The organism is Streptomyces sp. NPDC058773 (genome assembly GCF_042746015.1).
Lineage (GTDB): Bacteria > Actinomycetota > Actinomycetes > Streptomycetales > Streptomycetaceae > Streptomyces.
In genome coordinates this window covers 25,507-45,101 of the sequence record NZ_JBHYPE010000003.1, presented here as the reverse complement: position 1 = coordinate 45,101, position 19,595 = coordinate 25,507, and the positions used below count along the sequence as shown (strand labels likewise).

Genomic DNA, 19,595 nt, shown 5'->3' with positions numbered 1-19,595 from the left:
CACGCGCCACGAGCCGCCTTCGTCCCGCCCCACGAGCCGCAGATCGCCCGCACCCCAGCCGACGCGGCGCAGAGCTCCCAACCCCAGCCCCACACCCCTCACTTCGTACTCACCGTCCTCGTGTCCCGCCCGGACCGCAGTACCGTCCCCGGTACGGCGCCGGTCACGACGTCCTCGCGGATCGTCTCGACCCCGTTGACCCACACCGCGTTGATGCCGATCGCCCGGGAATCCAGCCGCGGGCTGTCGCCGGGCAGATCGTGGACGAGGGTGGCCTTGCCCGCGTCGATGCGTTCCGGGTCGAAGAGGACGAGGTCGGCGTGCCAGCCCTCCTCGATACGGCCCCGCTCCCGCAGCCCGAAGAGCTGCGCGGGGTCGTCGGTGAGCATCTTCACGGCCTGCTCCAGACCCACCAGCTTCCGGCCCCGCAGACAGTCGCCGAGAAAGCGCGTGGTGTACGGGGCGCCGCACATCCGGTCCAGGTGCGCCCCCGCGTCCGACCCGCCGAGCAGCACGTCCTCGTGCTGCCAGGTCTCGGCGCGCAGCGCCCAGGAGTCCGGGTCGTTGTCGGTGGGCATCGGCCACAGGACGGTGCGCAGTGCGTCGTTGGCGCAGATCTCGACCAGGCACTCGAAGGGCTCCTGGCCGCGCTCGGCCGCGATGTCCCGTACGACGCGGCCGGTCAGGCCCTCGTTCGCCGCGGAGTAGGTGTCCCCGATGACATACCGGCCGAAGTGGGTGAGCCGCCGGAAGACGCCCGCCTCCTCGCTGCCCGCGCGCCGCAGCATCTCGGCCCGGACGCCGGGGTCGCGGAGCTTCGCGATCCGCTCCGGGACCGGCAGGCCCAGGATGTCGCCCCATCCGGGGATCAGGTTCAGGGCGCAGAAGGTGCCCAGGGACATGTTCATGGGGGTGAGGATCGGCATCGTCAGGGCGACGATCCGGCCGCCCGCCTCCCGGGCCCGTGCGGCGGCGAGCAGCTGCCGCGGCACCCGCTCGGGCACCGCCGCGTCGATGGTCAGCACATTCCAGTTCAGCGGGCGCCCGGCCGCCGCGCTCATCCCGGCGAGCAGCTCGATCTCGGCGTCGCTGAAGCGGTCGAGGCAGCCGGACACGATCGCCTCGATCTGGGTGCCCTCGTGCTCGGCGACGGCCCGTGACAGCGCGAGCAGTTCCGCGGGCGCGGCGTGCCGGGAGGCGACCGGCCGGCCGTCCCCGTCGGAGTGGGTGGTGGACTGGGTGGTGGAGAAGCCCCACGCCCCGGCCTCCATCGCCTCGTGGAAGAGCGCCAGCATCTGCTCCAGCTGCGCGGGCGTCGGCTGCCCGCCGACGGCGTCCTCGCCCATGACGTGCCGGCGCAGTGCGCAATGCCCCACCATGAAGCCCGCGTTGACGGCGATCCGCCCCTCCAGGGCGTCGAGATACTCGCCGAACGAGCTCCACGACCAGGGCGCCCCCTCTTCGAGCGCCACCAGGGACATGCCCTCAACCTTGGACATCATCCGGCGGGTGTAGTCGGCGTCGGCGGGCCGCGCCGGGTTCAACGGGGCGAGCGTGAAACCGCAGTTGCCGCCCGCCACGGTCGTCACACCGTGGTTGAGCGAGGGGGTCGCGTACGGGTCCCAGAAGAGCTGGGCGTCGTAGTGGGTGTGCGGATCGACGAAACCGGGGGCGAGAACGAGCCCGGTCGCGTCCTCGCCGGCCCTCGCCTCCTCGGTGACGGTGCCGGGCGGTGCGACGACGGCGATCCGGCCGTCGCGGATGCCGACATCGGCGGTGTACGAGGGCGTGCCCGTGCCGTCCACAACGGTCGCGCCCTTGATCAGGTGGTCGAGCATGGGGTGCGCCCCTTCCCCTCGGCGGAGTTCAGCTGCTCGTGACTGCGGGAGCCGGACCGTGCACCGGCCGGCCGCTCGTGACCTGCCGGAACCGGATCGTGCACCGGTCGGCCGCGCAGGACCTGCCGGAACCGGGTCGTGCTTCAGCTCCCCGTGGCCTTCCGGAACCGGGTCGTGCGGTGCACCGGATCGGTGTCGATCTCCGGGATCACCTGCTCACCGATGAGCTTGACCGTGTTCATGGTGTCCTCGTACGAGATCCCGATCGGCAGCCCGAAGGTCAGCTGGTCGGCGCCGGCCCGCTCCCAGCGCCTGCACTGCCCGAGCACCTCGTCCGGGTCGCCGCAGATCATCAGCTCCTCGGCGATCAACAGCTCGATGATCTCGGCGGTGTAGTCGGGCAGCAGCTCGGGCCACTCCGGTATGCCGTCGGGCCGCGGGAAGGTGTCGTGGTAGCGGAAGACCAGCGACTGGAGGTAGTTGAGCCCGCCGTTGACGGCGATCTCCACCGCCTTCTCGTGCGTCTCGGCGCAGATCGCCGTCGACGTCACCATCACGTTGTCGTTGACGAAGTCACCGACCGGCTCGGCGTCCCGGATCGCCGTCTTGTACTGCTCCAGCACCCACTCCATGTCGGAGACCTTCTGCACGCTGAAGCCGAGGACGCCGAGGCCCTTCTTGGCCGCCATGGCGTACGAGGAAGGTGACCCGGCCGCGTACCACATCGCCGGGTGCGAGGACCCGTACGGCTTGGGAAAGATCTTGCGCGGCGGCAGCTGCCAGTGTTTGCCCTGGAACCCGGGGTACTCCTCCTGGAGCCACATCTTCGGGAACTCGGCGATGGTCTCTTCCCAGATCTCCTTGGTGTGGTTCATGTCGGTGATGCCCGGCAGGAACCCCAGGATCTCGTGCGAGCCGGCGCCCCGCCCGCTGCCGAATTCGAAGCGGCCCTCGCTGAGATGGTCGAGCATCGCGACCTTCTCGGCGACCTTCACCGGGTGGTTGACCTGGGCGAGCGGGTTGAAGATCCCGGATCCCAGATGGATCCGCTCGGTCGCATGGGCCAGATAGCCGAGGAAGACGTCATTGGCGGAGAGGTGCGAGTACTCCTCCAGGAAGTGGTGCTCCGACGCCCAGGCGTACTTGAAGCCGGACTTGTCCGCCTGGATGACGTACTCGGTCTCCTCCATCAGCGCCTTGTGCTCCGCGAGCGGGTCGGTCTCGGCCCGCTTGCCCACATACCCCTGTACAAAGAGCCCGAATTCCACGGAGGTTCACCGTCCCTGTGGCCGTATCCGACGGAATATCCGACGGCTATCTGACGCACCGTCAGATTCGATGTGCCGAACTGTTCCACCACGCACGGAGAGCGTCAATAGCCGCCACCGCACCTGACTGACGCCCCGTCAGAGAACGCTGACCCCCGCCAGCCATCCGCCGTCGACGACGAACGGCTGCCCGGTGATGTACGACGAGTCCTCGCACGACAGGAAGAGCGCCAGCCTGGCGACCTCCTCCGGCCGCCCGATCCGCCCCAGCGGCACCAGCTTCCGGTAGAGCTCGTCCACGGCCCGCTTCGACTCGGCCGGATCGACGTCCGGGTCGAGCGCGGCCGGGTTGGTCATCGGGGTGTCCACCGCCCCCGGGCACACCGCGTTGACCCGGATCTTCCTGGCCGCCAGCTCCACCGCGGCGACCCGGGTCAGCCCGAGGACCGCGTGCTTGGTCGCGGCGTACGCGCCGACGAAGGCCATCCCCGTCAGCGCGGTGTACGAGGCGGTGTTGACGATCGTGCCGCCGCCGGCCGCCTCGATCTCGGGCGCGACGGTCCGGATGCCGAGGAAGCAGCCGACCTGATTGACCTGCACGACCTGCTGGAACTCGTCCAGCGGAGTCGAGACCAGCTCGTTGAAGCGCAGTATCCCGGCGTTGTTCACCAGCCCATCGATCTTGCCGAAGGCGTCCGTGGCGGCGGCGACCGCGGCCTGCCAGTCGGCCTCCCGCGTCACATCCAGATGGACGTACCGTGCCGCGTCTTCCCCCAACTCCGCGGCGAGCGCGCCGCCCTGCGCGTCGAGCACGTCCCCGAGCACCACCCGCGCCCCCTCCGCGGCGAACAGCCGCGCCTCCTGCTCCCCCTGCCCGCGCGCCGCACCCGTGACGATGACGACCCGCCCGTCGAGCTTGCCCATGTCTGAACTCCTCCGCTGGTGCGTACGTGTCCGCCGTCGCCTGCACCCGCCGGCCGTGCAGCCGGCCGTGCGGCGGTTCAGCCGCCATCCATCGGCCATCGACCATCGGCCGTGAACCGCCACTGGCCACTGGCCACCCGTCAGCCGTCAGCCGTCAGCCGTCAGCCGTCAGCCGTCAGCCGTCAGCCGTTGAGCAACGGCGCGACCTCCGCCCCGAATGCCGTCATCTGGTCCGTCAGTTCACCGCGGCTCCGGCTGCGGAACCGCACCTGGATCTGCTGCACACCCATCGCGCGGTACTCCCGCAGGGATTCCGCGATCCGCTCCGCCGTGCCGGACAGCGTCCGCCGGCCGACCGCCCACCCCGGTTCGCCGACGTACAGCGGCTCGGCGATGGTGCCGATCACGAACGGCTCCTCGACGCCGGCCGCTTCCCTCAGCAGCCGTAGCCGGGTGATCTGTCCGGGCAGCTGGTCGCGCCGGTCGCCCTGCGGGAGCCAGCCGTCGCCCCGCTCGGCGGCCCGGCGCACGGCGGCCGGCGAGGAACCGCCCACCCAGATCGGCGGCCGCGGGGTCTGCACCGGCCGCGGCGCCTGCCCCAGCCCCTCGAACGCGAACCGCTCCCCCGCGAATTCCGGGAACTCCTCGGGCCCCAGCGCCGCCTTCAGCGCGTCCACGGTCTCGTCGAGCACCGCCCCGCGCCGCCCGAAGTCCACCCCGAGCACCTCGAACTCCTCCGGGACATGCCCGGCGCCCACCCCGAGGATCAGCCGCCCGCCGGAGAGCCGGTCCAGCGTCGCGTACTGCTTGGCCGTGATCAGCGGATGCCGCAGCCCGGCCACCGCGACATGGCTCAGCAGCCGGACCCGCTCGGTGACCGCCGCCAGGTGCGCCAGCGTCGCCACCGGGTCGTACCAGACGGTGCTCATCGCCTCGGCCAGCCGCCGCGGAATCGCCAGATGCTCGCAGCAGGCGACGTACGCGAACCCGCACCGGTCCGCCACCCGCGCGACCTCGACCAGGTCACCGGGCCCGGCGGCGGCCTCCCAGCACTCCGCGAAGAGCGTGCTCTGCGACTGCACCGGCAACTGCATGCCGTACACCAGCCGCCCGTCCTCCGGCCGCCACACCCCGTCACGCACTCCGCCACCCACCCCACCCAGCACGCCGTCCACCGGCCCCTCCCGCCACGTCCGCCCCACCATCGGTCCCGGCCGCCCCACTCGCCTTGGGCGCCCGGCTCACCCCTCTCGCGCCGGCCGCCCCGCTCACCCCGCCCAGAGCCCCTCCGCCGTCAGCCCCAGCAGCGAGATCGCGTTCCCCCGGACGATCCGCTCCACCACATCCGGCGCCAGATGGCCCATCTGCGCCTCACCGACCTCCCGCGACTTCGGCCAGGTCGAGTCCGAATGCGGGTAGTCCGTCTCGTACAGCACGTTCCCCACGCCGATCGCGTCCAGATTCCGCAGGCCGAAGGCGTCGTCGAAGAAGCAGCCGTAGATGTGCTCGGTGAACAGCTCGGACGGGGGGCGGCGGACCTTGTCGGCGACGCCGCCCCAGCCGCGGTTCTCCTCCCAGACCACGTCCGCACGTTCGAGGACGTACGGAATCCAGCCGATCTGCCCCTCGGCGTACATGATCTTCAGGTGGGGGAAGCGGTCGAACGCGCCGCTCATCAGCCAGTCGACCATCGAGAAGCAGCAGTTGGCGAAGGTGATCGTGGACCCGACAGCGGGCGGGGCGTCCGCGCTGGTCGAGGGCATCTTGCTGGACGAGCCGATGTGCATGGCGACGACCGTGCCGGTCTCGTCGCAGGCCCGCAGGAAGGGGTCCCAGTAGTCGGTGTGGATGCTGGGCAGCCCCAGATGGGGCGGGATCTCGCTGAAGCAGACGGCCCGGACGCCGCGGGCCGCGTTGCGCCGTACTTCCGCGGCGGCCAGCTCGGCGTCCCACAGGGGGATCAGGGCCAGCGGAATCAGCCGCCCCTCCGCCTGCGGGCCGCACCACTCCTCCACCATCCAGTCGTTGTAGGCACGCACCCCCAGCAGCCCCAGCTCCCGGTCCTTGGCCTCGGTGAACGTCTGGCCGCAGAAACGGGGAAAGGTGGGGAAACAGAGCGCGGACTGCACATGGTTGCGGTCCATGTCGGCCAGGCGCTCGGGCACGCTGAAGGAGCCCGGACGCATCTGCTCGTAGGTGATCCCTTCGAGCCGGATCTCGTCCCGGGAGTAGCCGACGGCCGTGTCGAGACGGGTCAGCGGCCGGTGCAGATCTTCATAGACCCACCAGTCGGCTATCGGCCCGCCGTCACCCACGGCCCCCATCTTCGGGGCGAATTTTCCACCCACGAACGTCATTTCCTTGACGGGCGCCCGGACGATGCGCGGCCCGGTGTCGCGGTACTTCGACGGGAGCCGGTCCCGCCAGACGTTGGGGGGCTCCACCGTGTGGTCGTCCACCGAGATGATCTTCGGGAAGGTCTCCATGGCGGATACGGTAGCGCTGATCTGACGGAGCGTCAGCTATGCCGACGGCAGATCTGCCGCCGAGGGGGCGCGCGGAAGACTCGCCTCCGCGCCCCCGACGTGCGCCACCCCGTCTCCGTCACCCATCAGCCGAGGAGGCTTTGTGCACGGTCCGGACCCCTACTGACGTAAGCCGCCGCGACAAGGCAGACTGGCCGTTGCGCACAGCGAGGTAGTGCGCACAGCGCGAACAGATGCACACACGGCAGGGGGGCACCATGGACGACGGTCCGGGGCGGGAGCGGCTCCGCTTCACCGTGCTCGGTCCCGTACGGGCCTGGCGCGGCGCGACACCGCTGGCAGCGGGCTCCCCGCAGCAGCGGGCACTGCTGGCTGCGCTGCTGCTGCGCGGCGGGCGCACCGCCACGGCGCCCGAACTCGTCGACGCCCTCTGGGGTGATGAGCCGCCACATGCCGCGCTCGCCGCGCTGCGCACCTACGCCTCCCGGCTCCGCAAGGCACTGGGCGACGACGCCGAGGCCCTGGTCAGCGAGTCCGGCGGCTATGCGATCCGCCCGGTGGACGGCCGCCCCCTGGACCTCGACCACGACCACGCCGAGCAGTACGCGGCCGAAGCGGAGAAGGCCAAGGCGGCCGGCGACCGCGGCCGCGCCCGTGAACTCCTCGACAAGGCCCTGACGCTGTGGGACGGCGAGCCGCTGGCCGGTCTCGCGGGCCCGTACGCCGACAACCAGCGCACCCGGCTCGACGAGTGGCGGCTGTCCCTTCTGGAAACCCGCTTCGAACTGGAGCTGGAACTGGGGTGCCACGCCGAGGCCGTCTCCGAACTGACCGCCGTCACCGCCGCCTACCCGTTGCGCGAGCGGCTGCGCGAACTGCTCATGCTGGCCCTGTACCGCAGCGGACGGCAGGCCGAGGCGCTCGCGGTCTACGCCGATACGCGCAAGCTGCTCGCTGACGAGCTGGGCGTCGACCCCTGCGCCTCGCTGTCCGAACTCCAGCAGCGGATTCTGCGGGCGGACACCGAGCTGGACGCGCCCCCCACCGTCATCGACGGCCCGGATACCGCCGACCGGCTCGGCGTACGGCCCCAGCAGCTCCCCGCCACCGTCGCCGACTTCACCGGCCGTGCCGCCTTCGTCACCGAACTCGGCGAGCAACTCGCCACCGCCGAAGGCAGCGTGATGGCGGTCTCCGCCCTCACGGGCATCGGCGGCGTCGGCAAGACCACGCTTGCCGTCCATGTCGCCCACGCCGCCCGCGAGCACTTCCCCGACGGGCAGCTCTACGTCGATCTCCAGGGCGCGGGCCTCACGCCCTCCGAGCCCGAGGCCGTCCTCGGCTCCTTCCTGCGGTCGCTGGGCACCCAGGAGTCCTCCATCCCCGACGGCCTGGAGGAGCGCGCCGCCCTCTACCGCTCCACCCTGGCCGGCCGTCGCATCCTGGCCCTGTTGGACAATGCCCGCGACGCCGCACAGATCCGGCCATTGCTGCCCGGCACGGAAGGGTGCGCCGCCCTCATCACCAGCCGCGCCCGCATGATCGACCTGGCCGGCGCGCACCTGATCGACCTCGACGTGATGAGCCCCGAGGAGGCGCTGGCCCTCTTCACCCGCATCGTCGGCGAGGAACGCGTCACCTCTGAACGCCAGGCCGCCATGGCCGTCGTCGGCGCCTGCGGCTTTCTGCCCCTGGCCATCCGCATCGCCGCCTCCCGTCTGGCCGCCCGCCGCACCTGGACGGTCTCCACCCTGGCCCGCAAACTCGCCGACGAACGCCGCCGTCTGGACGAGCTCCGCGCCGGGGACCTGGCCGTCAAGGCCACCTTCGAACTGGGCTACGGCCAGTTGGAACCACAGCAGGCGCGGGCTTTCCGGCTGCTGGGCCTGGCGGACGGCCCGGATATTTCGCTGGCCGCGGCCGCGGCGCTGCTCGATCTCGACATCGACGCCGCCGAAGACCTCATCGAATCCCTCGTCGACGCCAGCCTCCTGGAATCCGCCGCGCCCGGACGCTACCGGTTCCACGACCTCGTACGGCTGTACGCTCGGGCCTGTGCGGAGCGGGACGAACACCCGCCGTCCGACCGGGAGGCGGCCCTCTCACGGCTGCTCGACTTCTACCTGGCGACGGCCGCGCACATGTACGCACTGGAGCGTCCGGGCGACCGTCTCGTCGACCACATGGAGCCCACCAGCTACCCGGGCCTGGAGTTCGCTGACCGCCCCGAAGCGCTGAAGTGGCTGTTCGGGGAGTCGCGCTGCCTCCTCGCGTGCGCCCAGCAATCGGCCACCGCGAGCACGCTGCGACGGGCCGTCGACCTGCTTCTGCTCACCCTGGACCTCGCCGAGTCCAGCGCGGACTCGCATCAGTACGAGCAGGCCAACATGGCCCTGCTGGCCGCCGCACGCGACATCGGCGACCAGCGCGCGGAGGCCCGGCTGCACACCTCACTGACGAACGTGCACACCCTGGCCGGGCGGCTCGACGAGGCGGACGCACACGCCCAGTCGGCCATGCTGCTGGGGCTGGCCACCGAGGACGCCTTCTCCTCGTCGAACGCGCCCAACGACCGCGGCATCATCGCCAGCATCCAGCAGCGGTACGACGACGCCGAGCCGTATCTGAGCCAGGCGCGCATCGCCTTCCGCGACGACCACAACCAGCAGTCCGAGGCCAGCGCGTTGTGCAACCTCGCGCGGGTGCACCTGGAGACCGGACGGCTGGACAGTGCCATCCGCCTCGCCGAGGAGGGCATCGGCATCTACCGTCAACTCGGCGCCACACGACGGCTGGCCAACGGCATGTACACCCTCGGCCTGGCCTTCACACGCGCCGGGCGGCTGACCGACGCCACCCAGCAACTCACCGAGGCGCTGGTCATCTTCCAGGACAACCGCCAGCGCTTCTGGGAGGGGATGACGTACTTCCGGCTGGGCGAGATCGAGCTCGGTGACCACTGCCCGACGGCGGCCGCGAACCATGCCGAACAGGCCCTCAAAGCGCTGCGCGGCGTGGGCGGTGAGTGGTGGCGCGCCAATGCCCTGACACTGCTGGGACGCGCTCTCCATGAGATCGGGCACACCGGCCGCGCACGGGTGTGCTGGCAGGAAGCACTGCCCATATACGAACGGCTGGGTTCGCCGGAGGGCAAACAGGTGCGGTCCCTGCTCGGACTGGCGCGGGCGGCATGACGCCACGGGCGTGAATCCGCTGGTCAGGGCGGTAAAGCAGGACGTTTATCGATCGTTCATCGCGACCGGCCAGTCTCTCTATTGCCGATCCGCCGCCTCGGGGGGCAAGCGGCTCGGCAGCTAGGCCCCACCGCTAGGGTGAGCGGCCCTGGAATGCCCGTCCGGCGGCCCACGGGGGAGTCGCCGGCCGGGTCTTCTGTAAGCGCCCATACACAGGAGTTGGTCACCGTGAGCACCGAAGAGAACAACGTCCAGCCCGGCAAAAAGCCCATCATCAAGCCGATGGACAAGCACACGCCCATCGCTGGACCGCAGGTGGCGAACAAGCCGGCCGCCAAGCCTGTCTCCGGAGAGCCGGGGACGCTCGGAACCGTGAGCGCCAAGGACAAGCACACTCCGCTCGGCGACCCGCAGTAGACGGAGCCGGACAAACGGATTCAGGGGATCGCAGGGGCCGGTTGGCGATGGCTGGAGGGGGGCCATCGAACCGGCCCCTGCGGCCTGTCCGTAGCGAACTCCACCCCCCTGCCTTACTGCACCGCTTTCCGGCCACCGCGCCGAGCGGCCGTGCAGCCCTCACTAATCTGCCGTGACGAGCAGCCGTTTCACCAAGGAGCCATCATGCGCCGTACGAAGTCCGCCATAGCCCTCGCTGCCCTCGCGGTCGCGATCGTCAGCACCGCCGCCGCACCGGCGATGGCCGATGCCCGTCCTTCACGCCCCACCCATGCCGCCCTCCTCGATCGTCACACCCCTGTCGCCGGGTCCTTCATCGCCCATGACCGTCACCGGCCGTAATCCGGCGGCGCACCCACACCTCTGACGCTGCGTCAGGTTTGTTGCTACAGTCGCGCCCCTCACGGCTCGACGAGGACGCCGGGCCGGCCCCGCCCCGCTCCACTCGTAGCCAGGAGGCGCGCCGTGTTCGATCCCGCCCGTATACAGACGCTCTGGGAACTGGTCGAGTACCGCGCGCGGGTCTCGGCCGGGATGCCGATGTTTTTCGACGGGGACGGGCGGGCCGTCAGCTTTGACGGGGTGCGGGACGAGGCGCTACGGGTGGCGGCCGGGTTCCGGGAGTTGGGGGTCGGGGCCGGGACGCGGGTGGCGTGGCAGCTGCCGACGCGGGTCGAGACGGTGGTGGCGTCGCTGGCGCTGGCCCGGCTGGGGGCCGTGCAGACGCCGGTCATTCCGCTGCACCGGGAGCGGGAGGTCGGCTTCGTTCTGGCGGATTCGGCGGCGGAGTTCGTACTGGTGCCGGGTGTGTGGCGGGGGTTCGACCACACCGCGATGGTACGGAAGCTCGCCGGGGACGGGGTGCGGGTGCTGCCGGTCGGGGACGGGCTGCCGACGGCGGACCCCGCCCGGCTGCCCGCCGCGGCGCCCGGCGACGGGGACACCACCTGGATCTACTACACCTCCGGCACCACCTCCGCCCCCAAGGGCGTGGAGCACACCGATGCCGGCCTCATCGCCGGTGGCGTCGGGCTGGCCACCGCGCTCGGCATGTCCGCGGACGACACCGGCTCGATCGCCTTTCCGTACGCGCACATCGCCGGGCCGGACTACGTCATCGCCATGCTGGTCAGCGGATTTCCCGCGGTCATCCTGGACACCTTCGAGCCGGGCCGCACGGCCGCCGTCTACCGGCGGCTCGGGGTCACGATGGCCGGTGGCAGCACCGCGTTCTACCAGGCGTTCCTGGACGAGTCGCGGCGCTACCGGCAGGAGTTGCCGGGCGCGGGGCGGCTGATCCCGTCGCTGCGGCTGCTGTCCGGGGGCGGGGCGCCGCTGCCACCGGACCTGTATGCGGCCGCGGGGCGGGAACTGGGGTGCGCGGTCGTGCACGGGTACGGGATGACCGAGTGCCCGATGATCGCGATGGGGACGCCGTACGACACCGACGAGCAGCTGTCGCGGACCGTCGGCAGGCCGGTGGCGGGGGCGCAGGTGCGGATCGTGCGGCCGGACGGGTCCACGGCCGGCCCCGGGGAGAGCGGTGAGGTCACGCTCAAGGGGACGATGCTCTTCCGCGGGTACACCGATCCGGCGCTGACCGCGGAGGCGTTCACCCCCGACGGCTGGTTCCGCACCGGTGACCTGGGGCGGCTGCGCCCCGACGGGCATCTGGTGCTGACCGGGCGCCTGAAGGACATCATCATCCGCAAGGGCGAGAACATCTCCGCGCTGGAGATCGAGGAGCTGCTCCGCACGCATCCGGCCGTGGCGGAGGCCGCGGTGATCGGGCTGCCGGACCGGGAGCGCGGCGAGCGGGTGTGCGCAGTGATCACACCCACCGATCCGGCCGCGCCGCCGCCGACGCTGGCCGGGCTGACCGCGCATCTGCGGGCGGCCGGGCTGATGACGCAGAAGCTGCCGGAGCAACTGGAGACCGTCCGTGAACTGCCGCGCGGCGGACCGCTGAACAAGGTGCTGAAGACGGTGCTGCGGGAGCGGTTTGCGGATTGACTCGGGGGGGACCAGGGGGGCTCGGGTTGGCCATGGTTACACCGAGGCAAGGAAGTCCCGGACCGCGTCCGTGAAGCCGACCGGGTCGTTGGCGTACAAGAAGTGGTCCGTCCCCAGTTCGACGAGACGGGTGCCGGGACGCCGAGCGGCCATCTGCGCCGCCTGCTCGGCCGACAGCACACCGCCTTTGGTGCCGCGTATCAGCAGGGCCGGGCAGGCGGAGCCGGTCCAGTCGGCCCAGTGGTCGCCGTGGACCCGGTCCTCGGATTCGTAGATGTCCTTGGGGTGGAAGTGCAGGCCCCACGGTCCCGTCCGGCCGCTCGCGAACGGCGTGAGGGCTTCCAGGTCCGCGAGGTAGCCCTCCCGGCTGTAGTCGGCCGCCCGGTCGGAGTCGCCGTGGCCGCGCTGGTCGGGCGCTATGACCCGCCAGTCCGGGGCGAGTCGGGCGGCCAATCGTCAGCAGCCACGGTCGGCAGAGTTCTGAAAGCCACACCCGGGCCCCCTGGGTGGGCCAACCATACGAACGGCTCGCCCAGTCCCGTGGAAGAACGTAGGGAGCTCTGAGCGGATTGGCGCGGCTCGTCCGGACCGTTTCGGACCCCGTGCACCCCCGGAGATCCGGCGGAAGACTGCCGGACGGGTGCCGGACGGGGCCGTGCCGCGGTGTGGCGATGAGTTCCGGGGGGCGGTGGAGTCTTCACTGGGAGCGGGACCGCATGGGCGGACCGCACCCGGTGGCGGCCCGGCAGACCGCACCGGCAGGACGGAAGGACCCGGACGATGACCGAGACGATCGACTTCGCGGCGCAGGCCCGGCTGGTGTCGCAGCTCGCGGCCCGGACCGCCGATGAGCAGCTCGATGACCCCACCCCGTGCGAGGACTACGCGGTGCGCCATCTGCTGGGCCACCTCGTCGGCCTGTCCGCGGCCTTCCAGGAGGCGGCGCGCAAGAACCTCGGGCCGATGACCAGCACCGCCCCCGGGACGACGGTGCCGGATGTGGCGTCCGGCTGGCGGGCCGAGCTGGACCGGAATCTGCGGGGGATGGCGGAGGCCTGGCACGTCCCGGAGGCCTGGGAGGGCGAGACCCAGGCGGGCGGCGTGACCCTGCCCGCGGCTATCGCAGGGCGGTTCGCGCTGAACGAGCTGGTGCTGCACGGCTGGGACCTGGCGCGGGCCACGGGGCAGGAGTACGCGCCCGACCCGGCCGCCCTCGGGGTCTCGTACGCGCTGCTCACGCCGCTGGCCGAGAGCCCGGAGCAGGGGCCCTTCGGCCGGCCGGTGGAGGTGACGGCGGACGCACCGCTCCTGGACCAGGTGGTGGCACTCGGCGGCCGGCGGCCGGACTGGGCACCGCCGGCGTCGTAGGTCGCACCGCCGGTGTCATGGAGCGCTCCGCCTGCGTCGTAGGGTGCACCACCCGCTCACGCCGGAGCAGCCCCCGGCGCCCCGTTCCGCAGCCGGGTCTTGAGGATCTTGCCGCTGGCGTTGCGCGGGAGTTCGGCGACGAAGGCGACCTCGCGTGGCACCTTGTAGTTGGCCATCTCGCGGCGGGACCAGGCGATCAGGTCGTCGGCGGTGAGCAGCGAGCCGGCGCGGCGGACCGCGAAGGCCTTGCCCACCTCGCCGAGACGGGGGTCGGGTATGCCGATGACGGCGACATCGGCGATGTCCGGGTGGCGGCCGAGGAGTTGCTCTATCTCGGCGGGATAAGCGTTGAACCCGCCGACGATGAACATGTCCTTGATGCGGTCGGTGATCCGGAGGTTTCCCTCCGCGTCGAGCACGCCCACGTCGCCGGTGCGCAGCCAGCCGTCGGGGGTGAGCACCCGGGCCGTGCCGGCCGGGTCCTCGAAGTAGCCGGACATCACGTGGTACCCGCGGACCAGCACCTCGCCGGGCTCGCCGGGGGCCGCCGGGCGGTCCGCGGCGTCGACCACCCGGACCTCGGTACCGGGCAGCGCCCGGCCCGAGGTCGCGGCGATCACCGCGGGCGGATCGCCGCGGCGGCACATCGTCACGACGCCCGAGCTCTCCGAAAGGCCGTACGCGGTCAGCACGGTGGAGATCTTCAGCTCCCCGCGCAGCCGCTCGACCAGCTCCAGGGGGACCACGGCGGCGCCGGTGACCACCAGGCGCAGCGCGGAGAGGTCGTGCTGATGCCGGGCGGGGTGGTCGAGGAGCTGCTGGTGGAGGGTGGGCGGGCCGGGCAGCACGGAGATCCGCTCGGCGGCGATCTTGGCGAGCGCGGTCTCCACGCTGAAGACCGGCTGCGGGATCATCGTCGCGCCGCGCAGCAGACAGGCGATGATCCCGGCCTTGTAGCCGAAGGTGTGGAAGAACGGGTTGACGATCAGGTAGCGGTCGCCCTCCTGGAGGCCGGCCAGTTCGCTCCAGACGTCATAGGCGCGCAGGGTCTGCGCATGGGTGATCACGGCGCCCTTGGGATGGCCGGTGGTGCCGGAGGTGAAGACGATGTCCGAGGGGGCGTCGGAGCGCAGTGCGCCGGTCCGGCCATGGACGGCCTCCGCGGACACCGCGGCGCCGCCGGCGAGGAAATCCCGCCAGGTGACGAAGTCGGCGGGGGCGTCGTCGGCGAGCACCACGACCTTCTCCAGCCGCGGCAGTCCGGGCAGCGGGCCGCTGCCGGTGCCTTCCCGGGCGGCGCGGCGGAGCGCGGCGATGTAGGACGTACCGAGGAAGGTGCCGGTGATGAAGAGCAGCTTGGCGCGGGTGCGGCGCAGGACGTAGGCGGCCTCGGTGCCCTTGAAGCGGGTGTTGACGGGGACGAGGACGGCGCCCGCGGTGACGGCACCGAGGGCGGAGACGATCCAGTCGAGGGTGTTGGGCGCCCATACGGCCACCCGGTCGCCGGGGGCGACCCCGGAGGCGATACAGGCCGCCGCCGCCCGCTCCACCCGCTCGCCCAGCTCGGCGTACGAGACCCGGGTGCGGCCCTCGACCACGGCCTCCCGGGGGCCGTACCGCCGGGCGGCCGCGCGCACCAGACGGGGGATGACGCCGTACTCCAGGTCCGCCCGCGCATCCACCTCGTCGTGCATCGCACTGCCTCCCGCCGAAGAGCTGTACGCCACTAGCTGACTGGCCGTCAGATTAGCGGTAGCCTCCTCCGCTGTCAGTACTGGCGACCGACCACGGAGGTGGCCATGGGGGCGACCCTCAAGGACGCTACGGCGATAGCCGGCATCGGGCAGACCCCGTTCGCCCGGCAACTCCCCGAATCCGAGAAGACCTTGGCCTGCCGGGCGATCGTCGCGGCACTGGACGACGCCGGAATCTCCCCTTCGGAGGTGGACGCCTTCGCCTCCTACACCATGGAGGAGACCGACGAGGTCGAGATCGCCAAGGCCATCGGCGCCGGGGACCTCACCCACTTCTCCAAGGTCGGCTTCGGCGGCGGGGGTTCCTGCGCGACGGTGGCCCATCTGGCCGCCGCCATCGCCACCGGCCAGGCGAGCGTCGGCGTCGCCTGGCGGTCCCGCAAACGCGGCTCGGGACCGCGCCCCTGGAAGAACACCCGGGTCCAGCTGCCCACCCCGGGACAGTGGACCCGCCCCTTCGGACTGCTGCGCCCCGCCGACGAGATCGGCATGCTGGCCCGCCGCTACATGCACGAATACGGCGCCACCCGCGACCACCTCTTCAACGTCGCGCTCGCCTGCCGCAACCGGGCCAACCAGAACCCGGCCGCGATCATGTACGACCGCCCGCTGACCCGCGAGATGTACATGACCGCCCGCTGGATCAGCGAGCCGCTCTGCCTCTTCGACAACTGCCTGGAGACCGACGGCGCGCTCGCCTGCGTCGTGGTCTCCGCGGAGCGCGCCCGCGACTGCCGGCAGCGGCCCGTCTACGTCCACTCCGCCGCCCAGGGCCTGCCCGCCCAGCACCACGGCATGGTCAACTACTGGAACGACGACCCGCTCACCGGCCCCGCCTGGGCGGCCGCCCGGCACCTCTGGAAGGGCGCCGACCTCGGCCCGCAGGACGTCGACGTGGCACAGATCTATGACGCCTTCACCCCCCTGATCCCTCTCTCGCTGGAGGGCTACGGCTTCTGCGGACGCGGTGAGGGCGCGGCCTTCACCGAGGGCGGCGCGCTGGAGACCGGCGGCCGGCTGCCGCTCAACACAGGCGGCGGCGGTCTGTCCGAGGCGTATGTGCACGGTTTCAACCTGATCAACGAAGGCGTCAAGCAGCTGCGCGGCACCAGCACCGCGCAGGTCCCCGACGCCACCACCTGCCTGGTCACCGCGGGCGAGGGAGTCCCCACCTCGGCCCTGCTGCTGAGGAGTTGATACGCCATGAGCACTCGGGAGTCCGCGCGGGAGCCGGTGCGTGAGTCCGTCCGTGAATCCGTTCGTGAGGCCATGACACCGATCGTGACACCCGCCACTGACAACCGGCCCGACGACGGCGCCGGCCTGCTGCTTCCCGTCCCGGACGACGACGGGGCGCCCTTCTGGGAGTACGCCGCCCGCGGCGAACTGCGCGTCCAGGCCTGCGCCGGCTGCGACGCACTGCGCTTCCCGCCCCGGCCCTGCTGCCCGCACTGCCGGTCCTTCGACACCCACTGGCAGCGGATGAGCGGCCGCGGCCGTATCTGGTCCTACGTCCTGCCGCACCCGCCGCTGCTGCCCGCGTACGCCGAACAGCCCGGCTACAACGCGATCGTCGTGGAGCTGGCCGAGGCCCCGCACATCCGCCTCGTCGGCAACCTCGTCACCGCCCCCGACGCGCCCCTGAACTCCGTCGACCCGGCCCGGCTGCGCATCGGCGCCCCCGTGAAGGCCGTCTTCCACACCATGCCGGGAGGCGTGACCGTACCCCGCTGGCTCCTGGAGCGGCCATGACGGTGCGCACGGAAATCAAGGACGGGGTCGCGCTGGTCACCCTGGACCGGCCCGAGCGGCACAACGCCGTGGACCTCGCCACCGCCGCCGAACTCGCCGCCACCTGGCAGGCGTTCCGCTTCGACGACACCGTACGGGCCGTGGTGCTCACCGGCGCCGGCGGCCGGGCCTTCTGCACCGGCATCGACCGCTCCGCCGAGGTCCCCCAGCCGTCCTCCCCGTACTCCCTCGACGATCCGCTGCTCCACATCGGCCCGAAGGCCAACGACCTGTGGAAGCCGGTGATCGCCGCCGTCGAGGGCATGGCCTGCGGGGGCGCGTTCTACCTCCTGGGCGAGGCCGAGTTCCTCGTCGCCTCCGAGAACGCCACCTTCTTCGACCCGCACACCACCTACGGGATGGTGAGCGCCTACGAGTCCGTCCACATGGCGCAGCGGATGCCTTACGGGGAGGCCGCCCGGCTGGCCCTGATGGGGACGGCGGAACGGCTGGGCGCCTCCCGCGCTTACCGGATCGGCCTGGTCTCCGAGCTGACCGCGCCCGGCGCCGCGGCCGAGGTGGCGCTGCGGCGCGCGGCCGTGCTCGCCGCCCAGCCGACCGAGGCGGTCCAGGGCACCGTCCGCGCCCTGTGGACGGCCCACGAGGCGACCAGAGCGCAGGCCCTGGCGCACGCCCCCCAGCTCATCGCGCTGGGCAGCCTGTCCCCGGACCGCCAGGCGGCACTGTTCGCCGCCCGGAAGCGGGACGGCGGGCGGGGTGCCGGCCAGGACGGCCACCCCCTGGTCAGATGACTCCCGCCCCTACATACGGGTCTTCTGCGCCCTGGTGATCTCGCAGGTGAACCAGAACTGCCCGATGGACGACTGGTTGACGGTGTACTTGGCGGTGTACGTCTCGGTGTCGCCGGGGCCGACGGTGATCGAGCGCTCGTGCAGCCCGTACGCCTTGCCGTCGGCCGGCTTGGCCTTCATCCAGTTGACGGCCATGTCGTAGGAGAAGGAGTCGTTCATGGACGGATTGGTGATGGACACCGTGTAGGTGAACTGGCGCAGCGAATCCGAGAAGTCGCAGTTGCTGCCGTGGGCGTCGGACCGCCCGTCCGGGTCGTAGGTCTCCTCGGTCGGCGAGGGCGAGTAGGTGGGCTCGTACGACGGGGTCGCGTCATAGCCGCTGGTGAACGTGGGGCTCGGGAAGGAGGTCGGGACCTTCACCCGGGGCCGGGGCAAGGCACAGCTGCTGACCGTCGCCACCGTCGCCAGTGCCAGACCGGCGGCGACCGCCGCCCGGAGACCCGTACGGGCACCCCTACGGAGGCCCGTGCCGCTGGGCATGCGCTGCTTCATTCCGTCCACTCCCCCGTGGAAAACGCTGAGCCGTCACTCTTCAATTGACGCGTGCACGGCACCCTAGCAAGCGCCGGTGACACCCCTTACGGGCCCCGGCAACGCGGGCGGGCGTACTTCTCTCGCGTGCACACAGGCGCAGGCGTAGCGTCGGTCCCGGAGGATGACCGGACGATCCGAAGCGAGGCGACGCCCGTGGTGCGCAACGTTCTCGGGTCACTGGTCGCCCTCGTCGGAGCGACGGCCGCCGTCTGGAGCCCCTTCCGTCCCTGGTACGACGGCCGTCACGGGAGTGACGTGCGCATCGAGGACCTCTTCAACGGGCTCACGCGCAGCAGCGCCGCGCTCTTCGGCTCCGTGCTCCTCCCCATGGCGTTCGCCGCCCTGCTGACCCTGATCGGGGTCGCCATGCGCTCCCGGGGGCTGGTCGCCGTCGCGGGCCTGGTGGTACTGGGGTTCACGATTCTGTGGATGGTCCGCCAGGGACAGGCCGCGAGCGAGCTGACCGCCGGCGCCCGCGGTCTCGGGATCGGCGTCGCCAACGCCCTGGGCGGCGGCGCGCTGCTGCTGCTCGGCGCCCTGATCATGCGGGGCCGCCCCCGCCGCTCCTACGGCCCCGACTACGACGACCGGCAGTACGACGACGGCCGCTACGGACACCATGGGTACGACGAGCGCTACGACGAGCGCACGCCCTACGACCCGTACACGCCGTACCCGCCGGGGACACCCGAACCGTGGGACGCGGGCCGCCCGGGAGCCGAGGAGTGGAATCCGGAGCCGTACTCGACGGGCCCCAACCCCGCCGTGCCCCCGGCCGGTCCCGGAGGCGCCCCCTACGGGCACCAGGAGGACACCCCGACCACCCCGCTGCCGGTCACCCCGCCCCCACCACCGCCCCCACAGCATCAGCAACAGCAGTGGACTCAGGCGCAACAACGGCCACCGGGCCGGACCCCACAGCAACAGCCCCCGCCACCGCCGCCCCCGCCTCAACAGCCGCAGCAACAACGGCCGGCTCCCCCGCCGCCACCGACCCTGCCGTCCCATAAGCAGCCGCCCACACCTCCGGTGGAGTGGGGCAGGGACCAGCGGAGACAGCCGTACGCCCCGCCTCCGGAACGGCCCGACCGGCGCGAACAGCCCGAACATCCCCCGGAGGAACGGGAGTAGAGGCCCGCGCAGATACGGGGCCCCGC

17 protein-coding genes are annotated in these 19,595 nt (G+C 71.7%); 9 read left to right on the top strand and 8 right to left on the bottom strand.

Annotated features, from left to right (window positions below):
• Positions 1 to 98: 98 nt before the first annotated feature.
• From ACFW5B_RS03560 to ACFW5B_RS03540, 5 genes are all read right to left on the bottom strand, one after another.
• Entirely contained in the window at positions 99 to 1,838 is a 1,740-nt protein-coding gene (locus tag ACFW5B_RS03560; protein WP_386432600.1) for an amidohydrolase family protein, read from the bottom strand.
• Between the two features lie 143 nt (positions 1,839 to 1,981).
• A complete protein-coding gene (locus ACFW5B_RS03555) occupies positions 1,982 to 3,106 on the bottom strand; it encodes an LLM class flavin-dependent oxidoreductase (RefSeq protein WP_386432597.1) in 1,125 nt (374 codons plus the stop codon).
• Positions 3,107 to 3,244: 138 nt separating this feature from the next.
• Positions 3,245 to 4,030 (bottom strand): SDR family NAD(P)-dependent oxidoreductase, encoded by a 786-nt coding sequence (locus ACFW5B_RS03550; protein WP_386432594.1) that lies wholly within the window; start codon positions 4,028 to 4,030, stop codon positions 3,245 to 3,247.
• 182 nt (positions 4,031 to 4,212) lie between these two features.
• A complete protein-coding gene (locus ACFW5B_RS03545) occupies positions 4,213 to 5,124 on the bottom strand; it encodes an LLM class F420-dependent oxidoreductase (RefSeq protein ID WP_386433216.1) in 912 nt (303 codons plus the stop codon).
• A 174-nt stretch (positions 5,125 to 5,298) separates the two neighbouring features.
• Complete coding sequence (locus ACFW5B_RS03540) at positions 5,299 to 6,516, bottom strand: amidohydrolase family protein (protein WP_386432592.1); 1,218 nt, start codon at positions 6,514 to 6,516, stop codon at positions 5,299 to 5,301.
• Positions 6,517 to 6,773: 257 nt separating this feature from the next.
• Here ACFW5B_RS03540 and ACFW5B_RS03535 point away from each other — a divergent pair, with 257 nt between their 5' ends.
• The 4 genes from ACFW5B_RS03535 (at position 6,774) to ACFW5B_RS03520 (ending at position 12,179) form a co-directional block, all read left to right on the top strand.
• Positions 6,774 to 9,710 carry a BTAD domain-containing putative transcriptional regulator gene (locus ACFW5B_RS03535; protein WP_386432589.1) on the top strand — a complete coding sequence of 979 codons (2,937 nt, stop codon included), beginning with the start codon at positions 6,774 to 6,776 and terminating at the stop codon, positions 9,708 to 9,710.
• Positions 9,711 to 9,938: 228 nt separating this feature from the next.
• A complete protein-coding gene (locus ACFW5B_RS03530; protein ID WP_386432586.1) occupies positions 9,939 to 10,127 on the top strand; it encodes a hypothetical protein in 189 nt (62 codons plus the stop codon).
• A 204-nt stretch (positions 10,128 to 10,331) separates the two neighbouring features.
• Entirely contained in the window at positions 10,332 to 10,508 is a 177-nt protein-coding gene (locus tag ACFW5B_RS03525) for a hypothetical protein (protein ID WP_386432583.1), read from the top strand.
• Between the two features lie 123 nt (positions 10,509 to 10,631).
• On the top strand, positions 10,632 to 12,179 hold the full coding sequence (locus tag ACFW5B_RS03520) for a class I adenylate-forming enzyme family protein (RefSeq protein WP_386432580.1): 1,548 nt from the start codon (positions 10,632 to 10,634) through the stop codon (positions 12,177 to 12,179).
• A 36-nt stretch (positions 12,180 to 12,215) separates the two neighbouring features.
• Here ACFW5B_RS03520 and ACFW5B_RS03515 read toward each other — a convergent pair whose 3' ends face one another.
• Positions 12,216 to 12,632 (bottom strand): alpha/beta fold hydrolase, encoded by a 417-nt coding sequence (locus tag ACFW5B_RS03515; protein WP_386432578.1) that lies wholly within the window; start codon positions 12,630 to 12,632, stop codon positions 12,216 to 12,218.
• Positions 12,633 to 12,959: 327 nt separating this feature from the next.
• Here ACFW5B_RS03515 and ACFW5B_RS03510 point away from each other — a divergent pair, with 327 nt between their 5' ends.
• Entirely contained in the window at positions 12,960 to 13,547 is a 588-nt protein-coding gene (locus tag ACFW5B_RS03510; protein WP_386432576.1) for a TIGR03086 family metal-binding protein, read from the top strand.
• Positions 13,548 to 13,603: 56 nt separating this feature from the next.
• On the opposite strand, the gene ACFW5B_RS03505 is transcribed toward ACFW5B_RS03510, so the two are convergent.
• Positions 13,604 to 15,241, bottom strand: a complete 1,638-nt coding sequence (locus ACFW5B_RS03505; RefSeq protein ID WP_386432574.1) for a FadD3 family acyl-CoA ligase — start codon at positions 15,239 to 15,241, stop codon at positions 13,604 to 13,606.
• 105 nt (positions 15,242 to 15,346) lie between these two features.
• On the opposite strand from ACFW5B_RS03505, the gene ACFW5B_RS03500 reads away from it, so the two are divergent.
• From ACFW5B_RS03500 to ACFW5B_RS03490, 3 genes are all read left to right on the top strand, one after another.
• On the top strand, positions 15,347 to 16,498 hold the full coding sequence (locus ACFW5B_RS03500) for a lipid-transfer protein (protein WP_386432572.1): 1,152 nt from the start codon (positions 15,347 to 15,349) through the stop codon (positions 16,496 to 16,498).
• Between the two features lie 72 nt (positions 16,499 to 16,570).
• Positions 16,571 to 17,053: a Zn-ribbon domain-containing OB-fold protein gene (locus tag ACFW5B_RS03495; RefSeq protein ID WP_386433213.1), complete on the top strand. Its 483-nt coding sequence runs from the start codon at positions 16,571 to 16,573 to the stop codon at positions 17,051 to 17,053.
• Positions 17,050 to 17,844, top strand: a complete 795-nt coding sequence (locus ACFW5B_RS03490; protein WP_386432570.1) for an enoyl-CoA hydratase/isomerase family protein — start codon at positions 17,050 to 17,052, stop codon at positions 17,842 to 17,844. Before ACFW5B_RS03495 ends, ACFW5B_RS03490 begins: the two co-directional genes overlap by 4 nt.
• A gap of 9 nt (positions 17,845 to 17,853) precedes the next feature.
• Here ACFW5B_RS03490 and ACFW5B_RS03485 read toward each other — a convergent pair whose 3' ends face one another.
• The gene (locus ACFW5B_RS03485) at positions 17,854 to 18,396 is read right to left on the bottom strand and encodes a hypothetical protein (protein WP_386432568.1); all 543 of its coding nucleotides are present in this window, start codon (positions 18,394 to 18,396) and stop codon (positions 17,854 to 17,856) included.
• Between the two features lie 195 nt (positions 18,397 to 18,591).
• On the opposite strand from ACFW5B_RS03485, the gene ACFW5B_RS03480 reads away from it, so the two are divergent.
• Entirely contained in the window at positions 18,592 to 19,569 is a 978-nt protein-coding gene (locus ACFW5B_RS03480; RefSeq protein WP_386432566.1) for a hypothetical protein, read from the top strand.
• Positions 19,570 to 19,595: the final 26 nt, after the last annotated feature.